General features: G+C 54.7%; 12 protein-coding genes and 1 tRNA gene. 4 read left to right on the top strand and 9 right to left on the bottom strand.

Going from position 1 to position 12,366, the window contains the following annotated elements; all coding sequences use genetic code 11:
• Positions 1 to 8: 8 nt before the first annotated feature.
• The 4 genes from L466_RS13990 to L466_RS13975 form a co-directional block, all read right to left on the bottom strand.
• Positions 9 to 248 (bottom strand): DinI family protein, encoded by a 240-nt coding sequence (locus L466_RS13990; RefSeq protein WP_014170944.1) that lies wholly within the window; start codon positions 246 to 248, stop codon positions 9 to 11.
• A 185-nt stretch (positions 249 to 433) separates the two neighbouring features.
• Positions 434 to 510, bottom strand: a tRNA-Pro gene (locus L466_RS13985).
• 72 nt (positions 511 to 582) lie between these two features.
• The gene (gene yejM, locus L466_RS13980) at positions 583 to 2,343 is read right to left on the bottom strand and encodes an LPS biosynthesis-modulating metalloenzyme YejM (protein WP_032680580.1); all 1,761 of its coding nucleotides are present in this window, start codon (positions 2,341 to 2,343) and stop codon (positions 583 to 585) included.
• Between the two features lie 19 nt (positions 2,344 to 2,362).
• Complete coding sequence (locus L466_RS13975) at positions 2,363 to 2,590, bottom strand: YejL family protein (protein ID WP_001135586.1); 228 nt, start codon at positions 2,588 to 2,590, stop codon at positions 2,363 to 2,365.
• Between the two features lie 134 nt (positions 2,591 to 2,724).
• Between L466_RS13975 and yejK the strand changes: the two genes are divergently transcribed.
• Positions 2,725 to 3,732 carry a nucleoid-associated protein YejK gene (gene yejK, locus L466_RS13970; RefSeq protein WP_014170942.1) on the top strand — a complete coding sequence of 336 codons (1,008 nt, stop codon included), beginning with the start codon at positions 2,725 to 2,727 and terminating at the stop codon, positions 3,730 to 3,732.
• Between the two features lie 53 nt (positions 3,733 to 3,785).
• Here the strand turns inward: yejK and rplY are convergent, their stop codons facing one another.
• Together rplY and L466_RS13960 are read right to left on the bottom strand one after the other, a co-directional pair.
• Positions 3,786 to 4,070 carry a 50S ribosomal protein L25 gene (gene rplY, locus L466_RS13965; RefSeq protein WP_014170941.1) on the bottom strand — a complete coding sequence of 95 codons (285 nt, stop codon included), beginning with the start codon at positions 4,068 to 4,070 and terminating at the stop codon, positions 3,786 to 3,788.
• A 125-nt stretch (positions 4,071 to 4,195) separates the two neighbouring features.
• The gene (locus L466_RS13960) at positions 4,196 to 5,956 is read right to left on the bottom strand and encodes a DNA repair helicase RadD (RefSeq protein ID WP_032680581.1); all 1,761 of its coding nucleotides are present in this window, start codon (positions 5,954 to 5,956) and stop codon (positions 4,196 to 4,198) included.
• Between the two features lie 151 nt (positions 5,957 to 6,107).
• Between L466_RS13960 and rsuA the strand changes: the two genes are divergently transcribed.
• The 3 genes from rsuA to L466_RS13945 all read left to right on the top strand — a co-directional run bounded on the left by rsuA (position 6,108) and on the right by L466_RS13945 (position 8,652).
• Positions 6,108 to 6,815: a 16S rRNA pseudouridine(516) synthase RsuA gene (rsuA, locus tag L466_RS13955; RefSeq protein ID WP_014170938.1), complete on the top strand. Its 708-nt coding sequence runs from the start codon at positions 6,108 to 6,110 to the stop codon at positions 6,813 to 6,815.
• Positions 6,816 to 6,830: 15 nt separating this feature from the next.
• Entirely contained in the window at positions 6,831 to 8,027 is a 1,197-nt protein-coding gene (locus L466_RS13950; RefSeq protein WP_014170937.1) for a Bcr/CflA family multidrug efflux MFS transporter, read from the top strand.
• A 280-nt stretch (positions 8,028 to 8,307) separates the two neighbouring features.
• Positions 8,308 to 8,652 (top strand): YejG family protein, encoded by a 345-nt coding sequence (locus tag L466_RS13945; protein WP_014170936.1) that lies wholly within the window; start codon positions 8,308 to 8,310, stop codon positions 8,650 to 8,652.
• Positions 8,653 to 8,655: 3 nt separating this feature from the next.
• Here L466_RS13945 and yejF read toward each other — a convergent pair whose 3' ends face one another.
• Genes yejF through L466_RS13930 form a run of 3 tightly spaced genes read right to left on the bottom strand, consistent with a single transcriptional unit; the run spans position 8,656 to position 12,366 of the window.
• Complete coding sequence (gene yejF / locus L466_RS13940) at positions 8,656 to 10,245, bottom strand: microcin C ABC transporter ATP-binding protein YejF (protein ID WP_032680582.1); 1,590 nt, start codon at positions 10,243 to 10,245, stop codon at positions 8,656 to 8,658.
• A 1-nt stretch (position 10,246) separates the two neighbouring features.
• On the bottom strand, positions 10,247 to 11,272 hold the full coding sequence (locus L466_RS13935) for an ABC transporter permease (RefSeq protein ID WP_014170934.1): 1,026 nt from the start codon (positions 11,270 to 11,272) through the stop codon (positions 10,247 to 10,249).
• Positions 11,272 to 12,366, bottom strand: coding sequence for a microcin C ABC transporter permease YejB (locus tag L466_RS13930; RefSeq protein ID WP_014170933.1), 1,095 nt, complete (start codon positions 12,364 to 12,366; stop codon positions 11,272 to 11,274). Before L466_RS13930 ends, L466_RS13935 begins: the two co-directional genes overlap by 1 nt.

Genomic DNA, 12,366 nt, shown 5'->3' on the forward strand with positions numbered 1-12,366 from the left:
AAAGAAATTTATTCATTTGTAAGCCACATATCAGACTCTTCAAACATATCCTCCAGCATGCGGTTCAACTTTTCACGATCGCTTTTACTGGCATCGCTATTGAGTCCGTTAGCCTGCATAGGCTTAACCTTCACTTCAGCATCAGGGAAGATGTTATGCACTCGCTTCGTAAGCTCGGCCAATATAATTTCTCTGGCTCCATCCAGACCCTGAACATTTCGCTTATCGTAAACCAATTCAACAAACATAAAACCTCCGTAATAACTTCAAGTGGGGGAGGTATTTTTACTGTAAAAATATACAGCGTCAAGCGTGGCGGAGTGTTTTAAGGGGGGTTGTCGACCGTTGGTGCTGAAACTACAGGTAATGATTCCCATCAGAAATTAAGCAATAAAAAAACCAGCCATAACCGGCTGGTTTTAAAGAGTATTTTTGGTCGGCACGAGAGGATTTGAACCTCCGACCCCCGACACCCCATGACGGTGCGCTACCAGGCTGCGCTACGTGCCGACGCATAAAAAGAATACTACTCGATTCCGTTTTGAATGCAAGGGAATCTGTTGCTAACTGGTTTATAATTAATCAGTTAGCGATAAAGCGCTTCTCATCCGTCAGAACCTGCAGCAGCAGGCTCAGCTGCGGTTTTTGGTCTTTCAACCGCTCACCCTGCAGATTATACGTCTGATACTTCCCATTATTGTTCAGCACCAGCGTCAGCGCTGGCGTAGTCACCACCAGCGTGCTCTCTCCGGCAGCCGTCACCCAGTTATGGCGGCGGGTGGCACTGAAGAGATCCTGCCCCTGTGAATACTCGTTTGCTGGCGTGCTGACGTGCAGCAGACGTTGCATCAGGGTCGTCATCACATCTTTATGTTCAGTCAGCATATTGATGCGCTGCGCCGGCGTTCCCGGCCAGTGGATCACCAGCGGAACATGCAGATTTGGACGAGACCACTCCATGCTCTTCGTTTCGTCACCCAACGGGATACCATGACCGGCCGTGACGATCACGACGGTGTTATCCAGCTTGCCAGACTCGCGCAACGCGTCGAGCACGCGGCCAATCTGTGCATCAACATCACCGGCAGCGCGGCTGTAGCGGCGCGCAAAGCCTTTCTGATTCGTGTCCTCAAGGTTGGTGCCGTTTAAGGCAACCCACGAGAACCAGCGGTTATCTTCCTGGGCGTAGCGTTGCAGCCAGCTTATCCACTGACTGGCGGTCTGTTCATCTGTCTGGCTCTGTGCCGCCGGCAGTGAGAAGTCTGACAGCAGCGCCTGGCGATAGAGCGCGCTGTTAAAGCCATCCGAAGAGAATAGCCCTAACTGATAACCCTGCTGATTAAGTCCGGTGATCAGTGCCGCAGGAATACGGGCGGACAGCACGCCGTCCATGTATCCGGCTGAAATGCCGTAGAACAGACCAAAGATACCCGCGTCGGTCGAGTTACCGGAACTCATATGCTGTGTAAACGTCACGTTCTTACTGGCGAAATCAGCCAGAGCAGGCATCTGCTTCTCGTAACGTGAATAATTCAGGCCATCGACGGTGATTAACAGGACGTTTTGCCCGCGGCCCATATCGCGATAGCGTAGTTCGCTCAGCGGATACTGAACGCTGACCGCTTCCGGATTACCCTGTTCGACCAGACGGCGCTGATACTCCTGCGCATCCAGCAGGCCGTGTTTTTCGAGGAAACGGCGGGCCGTCATCGGATAAGAGAGCGGCAGGTTAGCGCGCTGCATGGTAATAGGGCGATAGAAGTTCGCATCCGCCCAGATATACATGATGTGCGAGCTAATAAAGGAGACGAAAAAGAGCGTCGCAACGGGTTTCGCGTAATGGCGCCGACGGGTCAGGCTGCGCAGTTTTTGCCAGCTCCAGGTGGCAAACAGCATCTCAATAAGCAGGATCACCGGAACGCTGATAAACATCAGCTGCCAGTCACGGGCCGTTTCGTTTTGATCCGGGTTGATCACCAGTTCCCAGACGATGGGGTTGAGATGCAGGTGAAAACGGGTAAAGACTTCGCTGTCGATAAGCAGCAGCGTTATCCCCGCCGTCGCGAGGATAGCGGACAAGAAACGCATGAGCCGCTGCGACATGACGATAAACGTCAGGGGGAACAGGATCAGCAGATAGGTGGCGAAAACCAAAAAGCTAAAGTGACCCACAACGCTCATCCAGGAGTAAATACGCCCGGTTAGCGTTGTCGGCCAGTCTGCGACAAACAGATAACGACAGCCAATGACCGACGCTAACAGAATGTTGAACAGGGCAAACCAGTGTCCCCAGCTGACCATCTGGGAGACTTTTTCACGGTAGCGCTGACGATTCGTCACCATAAACTGTTGTTCGTTTCCCTTAATGGGCCTGGTCGTCGCTGACGGAGGACTGTAACGCCTGGGCGAAAGATTTGGCGATCGCCTGACGCTGAGCCGGAGCAACGCTGGTATTGATAAGGTTGGTGACCATATTTCCCAAAACCATCAGGGAGAGATCGGTCGGCGTTTTATGTTTTTCCAGTACGTTGACCAGCTCACTGAGCAGTTGTTCAACGTGTTCATCACTGTAGCGGGAATGTTGTGGCATAAATCAAAATCAGTTTGTTGATGAAAGGGCAACATATTACCGTAGCGACAGCTTTTTTTCCCCTTTTTTATCTGTTGTTGCACACATGACCTGGTGGTGGTTGAATACCGCCCGGTCTAAAAGGAGAGTTTATCATGAGTCTGGAAATCAACCAGATTGCCTTGCACCAGCTTATCAAGCGTGATGAGCAAACCCTTGAAGTGGTGCTTCGCGATTCGTTACTGGAACCCACGGCGACCGTTGTGGAAATGATGGCGGAGTTGCACCGCGTCTACAGTGCTAAAAATAAAGCCTATGGTCTGTTCAGCGAAGAGAGCGAGCTGGCTGATAGTCTTCGTCTGCAGCGTCAGGGCGAAGAGGATTTCCTGGCGTTTAGCCGCGCCGCCACCGGACGTCTGCGTGACGAACTGGCAAAATACCCGTTCGCAGACGGCGGTATCGTCCTGTTCTGTCACTATCGTTACCTGGCAGTAGAGTATCTGCTGGTCACCGTGCTGAACAATTTAAGCAGCATGCGCGTGAATGAGCAGTTGGATATCAGCTCTACCCATTATCTTGATATCAACCATGCGGATATCGTGGCGCGTATCGATTTAACCGAGTGGGAAACGAACCCGGAATCGACCCGCTACCTGACCTTCCTGAAAGGCCGCGTCGGCCGTAAAGTGGCTGATTTCTTTATGGACTTCCTCGGCGCCAGCGAAGGTCTTAACGCCAAAGCGCAGAACAAAGGGCTGCTGCAGGCGGTTGACGACTTTACCGCTGAAGCGCAGCTCGATAAATCTGAGCGTCAGACCGTGCGCCAGCAGGTGTACAGTTACTGCAACGAACAGCTGCAGGCGGGAGAAGAGATTGAGCTGGAGTCGCTGTCAAAAGAGCTGGCGGGCGTCAGTGAAGTCAGCTTCCAGGAATTTACTGCTGATAAAGGCTATGAGCTCGAAGAGAGCTTCCCGGCGGATCGCAGTACGCTGCGACAGCTCACTAAATTTGCCGGTAGCGGCGGTGGGTTGACCATCAACTTTGATGCCATGCTGTTGGGTGAACGCATCTTCTGGGATCCGGCCACCGATACGCTGACCATCAAAGGCACGCCGCCGAACCTGCGCGATCAGCTTCAGCGCCGCACCTCTGGTGGGAAATAACAGGCATAAAAAAAGCCCCGCAGAAGCGGGGCTTTTTTTCGACGTGTTTGCGATTACGCGCGAACGAAGTCGATGTGAGTGACTTTTGGCTTGAACGCGTGACGCTGAACAGCCTGAACTTTCACTTTTTCTTCTTTACCGCCAACAACGATGGTCAGAACTTCGCTGTAGAATTCAGGTTTGTTCTGCAGGTTCCACACTTTGTCGTGATCCAGTTCGATTGCAACTGGAGCAGCTTCGCCACCGTAAACGATAGCCGGGAACTTGTTAGCGTTACGCAGGCGGCGGCTCGCACCCTTACCCTGCACGTTACGTACTTCTGCTTCGATAGTAAACATTGATTTCTCTCTGTATTTTAAACCCTACTACAGGCGACCCAGCAGCAGGTGAGTGTTCTGCTTCACGGATATGAAGCGGGCGGCATTTTATACTCAAATGCCCCTCACATCAATGAAAAGTCCCCTTAACCGCGCAATTCGTTGGCGCGACGAAAACGGCCTTCGTAATCAAACACCTTTTCCCGAACCTGCCAGAACTGTCCTTTCATACGAGCCACAACAAAATCCGGGTGGCGCAGTAACACCTGCTGGCGCACGATATCGGCCACGGTAATCCAGCGCAGCGGTACACCGGGCGTACGGGTGTGTGGGCGAATAAAGAGTTGTTCGAAGGCCATACGCTGGGCAGGCGTATGTACCCTGAAGCGCTCGCTGACGTCTGCGCCGTCTTCATCGTAATAGGTGATTTTCAGCCACTCGCCTTTGTCATCCGCGCCGGGTTGCAGTGCCATACCGGAACAGCGCAGCACCAGCGCATCTTTTAACTTCAGCGCTGCTTTTAGCATGTCATCAGGATCGACCAGAACCGTATCGCATTCGCGACAGCGACGGGCGGCAATATCGTTTTCCGCATTGCACTGCGGGCAGTTTTTAAAGCGGAAACGGAAATCGCACTGTTCGCGATGTCCTTCGTCATCTTCAAACCAGCCCTGACAGCGGCGGCCAAAATGTTCAATCAGCGTGCCGTCTGCGGTGGTTTTACCCCAGAAGGTATTGGCAAAACCACAGGCAGGGCAAAAGACCTGAACGGGGACGTTGTCGCTTTTGCCTTTTGGCGTGCCGACTTCCGGAGAGTAGAGATCGTGCGGGTTTCCGGCGTAATCCAGAATAAGACAGTCGGTTTTCCCGGGCGCCAGGCGCAGGCCGCGCCCCACAATCTGCTGATAAAGACTGACCGATTCGGTCGGACGTAAAATGGCAATCAGATCGACATGCGGGGCATCAAACCCGGTGGTTAACACCGACACGTTCACCAGATAGCGGAATTGTTGCGCTTTGAAGGCGTCGATCAGGCGGTCGCGCTCCGGCCCGGGCGTCTCGCCGGTGATTAAGGCCGCGTCCTCGGCGGGCAGCAGCCCGGTAATTTCTCGCGCATGCTCCACGGTGGCGGCAAAGATCATGACCCCTTTGCGCGTCGCGGCGAACTCTTCTATCTGGCTAATGATATGCGGGGTAATGCGCTTTTGCTTTTTCAGCGCCTGGTTCAACTCCGCTTCGCTGAATAACCCGTTGCTCTGCGCCTGTAACCGGCTGAAATCGTACTGCACCACCGGCATGTCCAGCCGCTCGGGCGGCGTCAGGTAGCCATGCTTGATCATGTAGCGCAAAGGAAGTTCATAGATACAGTCGCTGAACAGCGCTTTCTCGTCGCCGCGCACCATGCCGTGATAATGGTAGCGATAGATCCAGCCTTTACCCAGGCGAAACGGGGTCGCCGTCAGGCCAAGCAGGCGAAGATGCGGGTTTACCTCTTTCAGGTGAGTGAGGATTTGCTGATACTGGCTGTCGTCGTCATCGCTGATGCGGTGACACTCGTCGACAATCAGCAGCGAAAATTCACTGCGAAACAGATCAAGGTTGCGGGCCACCGACTGTACGCTGCCAAAGACCACTTTGCCGTGGCTCTCTTTACGCTTTAGCCCGGCAGCGAAAATGTCAGCTTCCAGCCCGAGCGCGCAATACTTGGCATGGTTTTGTGCCACCAGCTCTTTGACGTGGGCCAGCACCAGCACGCGTCCGCGTGCCAGACGCGCCAGTTCGGCGATCACCAGGCTTTTGCCAGCACCGGTGGGAAGCACAATGGCCGCCGGTGCATGGTGTTTACGAAACCAGGCGAGAGTAGCGTCAACGGCTTCCTGCTGATAAGGACGAAGTGTAAAAGTCATGGGGTCTCGGTTTAGTTATTTCGCATATAGTATGCCACGAAACTTTTTCCCTTGAGTGGCGCAACCAGACCATTATACTGAGCCATTCCAGACTGCTTCTTTTTCGGACCTGTTGTCCGACTTCCAGCACCATTAAGGCTAAAAAGATTTCATGCGACTTGATAAGTTTATCGCTCAGCAACTCGGCGTAAGCCGCGCTATTGCCGGGCGTGAAATTCGCGCCAGCCGCGTTACCGTGGATGGCGACATTGTGAAAGACACTGCGTTCAAACTCCAGCCTGACCATCAGGTTGAATATGACGGCAACCCGCTGACCCAACAGCACGGGCCGCGCTATTTCATGCTCAATAAGCCGGAAGGCTATGTCTGTTCTACGGACGATCCGGATCATCCAACGGTGCTTTATTTCCTCGACGAACCGGTCGCGCACAAGCTGCATGCCGCTGGCCGTCTCGATATCGACACCACCGGGCTGGTGCTGATGACCGACGACGGGCAGTGGTCGCACCGTATCACGTCTCCCCGTCATCACTGCGAGAAGACGTATCGGGTGACGCTGGAGTCTCCGGTCGCGGATGACACGGCAGAACAATTTGCCAACGGCGTTCAGTTGCATAATGAAAAAGATCTGACCCGGCCTGCCGTGCTTGAAGTGATCGCGCCTACCGAGGTTCGTCTGACCATCAGTGAAGGGCGCTACCATCAGGTGAAGCGTATGTTTGCCGCGGTGGGTAACCACGTTGTCGGTCTGCATCGTGAACGTATTGGCGCAATTGAACTCGATCCTGAGCTGGCGCCCGGCGAATATCGCCCGTTGACGGAAGAAGAGATCGCCAGCGTTGGTCTGCCTTCGCATTAATTTCAGGAGAACTCTGTGACCACCAGGCCACACTCGTCGTTCAAAATCGTCTTCATTCTTGGCCTGCTGGCCATGCTGATGCCGCTGTCTATTGATATGTATCTGCCTGCGCTGCCGGTTATTTCCGCGCAGTTTGGCGTACCGGCAGGCAGCGCGCAGATGACGCTCAGCACCTATATTCTCGGTTTTGCCCTCGGTCAGCTGTTTTATGGCCCGATGGCGGACAGTTTTGGCCGCAAGCCCGTTATTCTTGGCGGGACCCTGATTTTTGCAGGGGCAGCGGTGGCCTGTGCGCAGGCGCAAACCATCGATCAACTGATTGTCATGCGCTTTTTCCACGGTCTGGCGGCGGCAGCGGCAAGCGTGGTGATCAATGCCCTGATGCGCGATATCTACCCGAAAGAAGAGTTCTCCCGGATGATGTCGTTTGTGATGCTGGTGACGACGATTGCACCACTGGTGGCCCCTATGGCCGGCGGTGCGGTGCTGGTATGGTTCAGCTGGCATGTGATTTTCTGGATCCTGGCGCTTGCCGCGCTGCTGGCCTCGGCAATGATCTTCTTCTTTATTGATGAAACGCTACCCGCGGAGCGCCGACAGAAGTTCCACATCCGAACCACAATGGGGAATTTCGCCTCACTGTTTCGCCATAAGCGCGTGCTGAGCTATATGCTGGCGAGCGGTTTCAGCTTCGCCGGGATGTTCTCATTCCTGAGTGCCGGGCCGTTTGTCTATATCGAACTGAACCATGTTTCTCCGCAGCACTTCGGTTATTACTTTGCGCTCAACATCGTCTTCCTGTTCATCATGACCATCATTAACAGCCGCTTTGTCCGCCGAGTCGGGGCGTTGAACATGTTCCGCGCCGGGCTTTGGATCCAGTTTGTGATGGCTATCTGGCTGGTGCTGAGTGCTTTTACAGGCGTGGGCTTCTGGGCGCTGGTGGTGGGGGTTGCGGCCTTCGTCGGCTGCGTGTCGATGGTTTCCTCCAATGCGATGGCGGTGATCCTCGACGAATTCCCGCATATGGCAGGCACCGCCTCGTCGCTGGCCGGAACATTCCGCTTTGGCATCGGTGCCATCGTCGGGGCGTTACTGTCGATGGCCACGTTTAATACGGCCTGGCCGATGCTGTGGGCGATGGCGTTTTGTGCAACCAGCTCCATTCTTTTCTATCTCTACGCCAGTCGGCCGCGAAAGGTGGCCAGCTAACGCGCAAATAAGGCCCAGTCAGGGCCTTTTTTGTTGACACACATCAACCAAAGCTGCGTTCGTTTACCCTGTGTTTGTTTCTTTTATGTAAAATCTATTTGTGTAAAAAGTCACATCATTGTATTTAAAAAGGTTGAGTTAGATCGCAGAAACGGGTACATATAGCGCCGACGCGAGCCTGAACACCTATAAAAAAGCGCCGAATAGTGCAGGCTGGCGATGATGTGTTACTATAAATGTAAATAAATTGTGAAGTAAATTTTGCTTCCGGGGAACGAACGTGAATACATTACAACTCTCCATAGTCCATCGCTTGCCCCAGAGCTATCGCTGGTCGGCGGGTTTTGCAGGTTCGAAAGTTGAACCGATTCCGCAAAGCGTCGCGGGTTGCGAGAATTGTCTGGTTGCACTTAAGTTGCTGAGCCCGAGCGACGAAAATGCATGGCGAGTCATGGAGCGTCTCAGCGAGGCCCTGACGGATATTGAAGTGGACAGCTCCGTACTGGAGTGTGAAGGTGAACCCTGCCTGTTCGTGAAAAGTCAGGATGAATTTGCCGCGACCTGCCGTCTGAAAAACTTTGGTGTTGCTATCGCTGAGCCTTTCTCGGGCCAGTATCCTTTCTGAGCGCTAGTCTGCGGACAACAGCTGGCGCGTGTAGCTCTGCGTTGGCGCAGCAAATACGCGCTGGCACTCTCCCTGCTCGACCACTTCTCCCTGTCGCAACACAATCACCTGATGGCATAACGCCCGCACAACCTGTAAATCATGGCTGATAAAGATATAGGCCAGCCTGTGCTTTTCCTGCAATCCTTTCAGTAATGCCAGGATCTGAGCCTGAACGGTTCTGTCCAGCGACGACGTCGGTTCATCCAGAATGATCAGCTCCGGTTTGAGGATCAGCGCGCGGGCAATGGCGATACGCTGGCGCTGACCGCCGGAAAATTCAGCCGGGTAGCGGTGCCGGGTATCCGGATCTAAGCCAACTTCTGCCATAACGCGTATCACTTCTTCTTCCCGCTGCCGGACGGTCAATGCCGGCTGATGAACGCGCAGACCCTCTTCGACAATCTGTAATACGTTCAGCCGTGGGTTAAGCGAGGAGTTTGGATCCTGAAACACAACCTGCATGCGGGGACGAACGGGCAACATCTGGCGACGGTTCCAGTTGTGCAGCGGCATACCGTCAAAGAGGATCTCACCCTGCGAGGCGATTAAGCGCAGCAGTGCCAGGCCGGTGGTGCTTTTTCCCGAACCGGACTCGCCCACCAGCCCCAGCGATTCGCCCGGACGCAGGGCAAAATGGATATTTTTCAATACCGGATTCTGGTCGACGATGCGCCGCAGAATCCCTTTGCGAACAGGAAACGACACGCCCAGCCCCTCAACGCGCAGCAACGGCGCGCTGTCAGCCGGCAGGGGAACCGGGTCACCCGTGGGCTCGCTATCAAGCAGACGCTGCGTATAGGGGTGCTGAGGCGCTTTCAGCAGGGTGGCTGCGGTGTTCTGCTCGACACAGCGTCCGTTTTGCATCACGGCGACGCTGTCGGCGAGCTTTCTCACAATGCTGAGGTTATGGGTGATAAACAGCAGGCTCATGTTCAGTTCGTCACGCAACTCCCGCAGCAGCCGCAGAATTTGCGCCTGCACCGTCACGTCCAGCGCGGTGGTGGGCTCATCGGCAATCAACAGTTCGGGTCGCGTGAGCAGGGCCATTGCAATCATCACCCGCTGACGTTCGCCGCCGGAAAGCTGATGGGGGAAATCGTTCAGCCGTTTTGCGGCATTGCGAATGCCGGTTCGTTCAAGACAATCCAGAATCTCCCCCCGCGCCGCCTCTTTGCGCATGCCCCGGTGCAGGGACAGCACTTCATAGAGCTGTTTTTCCAGCGTGTGCAGCGGGTTAAGGGAGACCATCGGCTCCTGGAAAATCATGGCAATGTTATTGCCGCGAATTCCGCGCAGGGTTTTTTCGTCGGCATGCAGCAGCGAGCGACCGTGAAACAGAATGTCGCCTTGCGGATAGCTGACGGGCGGAGACGGAAGCAGGCGCAGGATCGACAGTGCCGATACGCTCTTGCCAGAGCCTGACTCGCCTACCAGCGCCAGCGTTTCGCCGCGCTGGATCTGCAGCGACAACTCCGTGACCACGGTACGCGCCTCACCCTGTTTTGAAAAGGCAATCGACAGGTTATCAATACTGAGAAGGGGCTGCGTCATCTTATACCGCCTTGTTGGGATCAAAAGCATCGCGCACGGCTTCGCCAATAAAAATCAGCAGTGAAAGCAGCACGGCCACGGCAAGAAAGGCGGTGATGCCTAACCACGGTGCCTGCAGGTTGTTCTTGCCCTGCAGCAGTAGCTCGCCGAGCGACGGGGAACCGAGAGGGAGCCCGAAGCCAAGGAAATCAAGCGAGGTGAGGGTAGTGATGGAACTGCACAGAATAAACGGCAGGAAAGTGAGGGTCGCTACCACGGCGTTAGGAAGCATATGGCGGAAAATGATCCCGCGGTCGCTCACCCCCAGCACCTGGGCAGCGCGAATGTAATCGTAATTACGGGTGCGCAGGAATTCCGCCCGCACCACGCCTACCAGCGCCATCCAGCCGAAGATGACGGTAATGCCTAACAGCCACCAGAAGTTTGGCTGTACCACGCTTGAAAGCAGAATGATCAGAAACAGCGTCGGCATGCCTGACCAGACTTCAATAAAACGTTGACCCCACAGGTCGATTTTTCCGCCGTAGTAGCCCTGAACGGCACCTGCTACCACGCCCATCACGCTGGAAAAGACGGTCAGCATCAGCCCAAAGAGGATCGAGATCCGCGTGCCGTAGAGGATGCGTGCCAGCACATCGCCACCGTTGGCATCCGTTCCCAGCCAGTTTTGCGCGGAAGGCGGGGAAGGGAAGGGGGTGGTGGTCGCAAAGTTAATGCTGTTTGCGCCAAAACGCACCGGCGCCCAGAGTGCCCAGCCGTGCTGTTCAATTTGTTGGCGAAGCCACGGATCCTGATATTCTGCGGGCGTCGCAAACGGGCCACCAAAATCGCTTTCGCTGTATTGGGTGAGAACAGGCACATACCAGCGGTCGTTAAAGTGCACCAGCAGCGGTTTATCGTTGGCAATCAGTTCCGAACACATGCTTAAGACAAACAGGACGGCAAAGATCCACAGCGACCAGTAGCCGCGGCGGTTGTGGCGAAAACGGGCCCATCGGGCCTGGTTGACGGGGCTTAAACGCGGCATCAGCGGCCCTCAAAATCAATTCGGGGATCAACCAGCGTATAGCTGATATCGCTGATGATATTCAGCAGCAGGCCAATCAGGGTGAAGATATAAAGTGTGCCAAACATGACCGGATAATCGCGCGACACGGTGGCTTCATATCCCAGCAAGCCCAGTCCGTTGAGAGAGAACATCACCTCTATCAGCAGCGAGCCGGTAAAAAACATACTGATGAACGTGGCAGGAAATCCGGCAATCACCAGCAGCATGGCGTTGCGAAAGACATGTTTCCACATGATCTGCTTTTCGCCGACGCCCTTCGCACGGGCAGTCACAACGTACTGTTTACGGATTTCATCGAGAAAGGCGTTTTTGGTCAACATGGTCAGGGCCGCAAAGCCGCCAATGACGGTCGCAAGCACCGGCAGCGTGATGTGCCAGAAATAATCGGTGATCTTCTTGTACCAGGGCAGGGTGCTGAAATCCGCTGACACCAGCCCCCGCAGCGGAAAGATATCGAAATAGCTGCCACCGGCAAAAAAGACAATCAACAGAACGGCAAACAGAAACGCCGGAATGGCATAGCCGATGATGATAAACGTGCTGCTCCAGACATCGAAGCGGCTGCCGTTGTGAACCGCTTTACGGATCCCCAGGGGAATAGAGACGAGATAAATAATCAACGTTCCCCACAGCCCAAGGGTAATCGACACCGGCAGACTTTGCTTAATCAATGTTAAAACTGACGCGCTGCGAAACAGGCTGTCGCCAAAATCAAAGCGGAGGTAGTCCCAGAGCATGTTGAAATACCGCTCGTGAAGCGGTTTGTCGAAGCCATAACGATGGGTGATCTCGGCGATGACTTCCGGATCCAGGCCACGTCCGCCGCGATAATGGCTTTCACTGATATTTCCCAGGCCGGTGCGGGCATGGCTCGCGCCCATTCCTTCGCCACCGCCACCAGGCATGCCGCCGCTGTTGCCAAATTCAATGGCTGCAATAGCCTGGTCGACCGGGCCGCCGGGCGCGATTTGCACAATAAAAAAGTTAATCGTGATGATTGCCCAGAGGGTCGGGATAATCAGCAGGAGACGGCGGATCAGATACGCACCCAT

It is taken from the genome of Enterobacter sp. BIDMC 30, assembly GCF_000534355.1.
Lineage (GTDB): Bacteria > Pseudomonadota > Gammaproteobacteria > Enterobacterales > Enterobacteriaceae > Enterobacter > Enterobacter ludwigii.

Bases quoted from the DNA above. Each gene is read 5' to 3' on its own strand.
- L466_RS13990 (WP_014170944.1), bottom strand. From the start codon at position 248: ATGTTTGTTGAATTGGTTTACGATAAGCGAAATGTTCAGGGTCTGGAT.
- yejM (WP_032680580.1), bottom strand. From the start codon at position 2,343: ATGGTGACGAATCGTCAGCGCTACCGTGAAAAAGTCTCCCAGATGGTC.
- L466_RS13975 (WP_001135586.1), bottom strand. From the start codon at position 2,590: ATGCCACAACATTCCCGCTACAGTGATGAACACGTTGAACAACTGCTC.
- yejK (WP_014170942.1), top strand. From the start codon at position 2,725: ATGAGTCTGGAAATCAACCAGATTGCCTTGCACCAGCTTATCAAGCGT.
- rplY (WP_014170941.1), bottom strand. From the start codon at position 4,070: ATGTTTACTATCGAAGCAGAAGTACGTAACGTGCAGGGTAAGGGTGCG.
- L466_RS13960 (WP_032680581.1), bottom strand. From the start codon at position 5,956: ATGACTTTTACACTTCGTCCTTATCAGCAGGAAGCCGTTGACGCTACT.
- rsuA (WP_014170938.1), top strand. From the start codon at position 6,108: ATGCGACTTGATAAGTTTATCGCTCAGCAACTCGGCGTAAGCCGCGCT.
- yejF (WP_032680582.1), bottom strand. From the start codon at position 10,245: ATGACGCAGCCCCTTCTCAGTATTGATAACCTGTCGATTGCCTTTTCA.
- L466_RS13935 (WP_014170934.1), bottom strand. From the start codon at position 11,272: ATGCCGCGTTTAAGCCCCGTCAACCAGGCCCGATGGGCCCGTTTTCGC.
- L466_RS13930 (WP_014170933.1), bottom strand. From the start codon at position 12,366: ATGGGTGCGTATCTGATCCGCCGTCTCCTGCTGATTATCCCGACCCTC.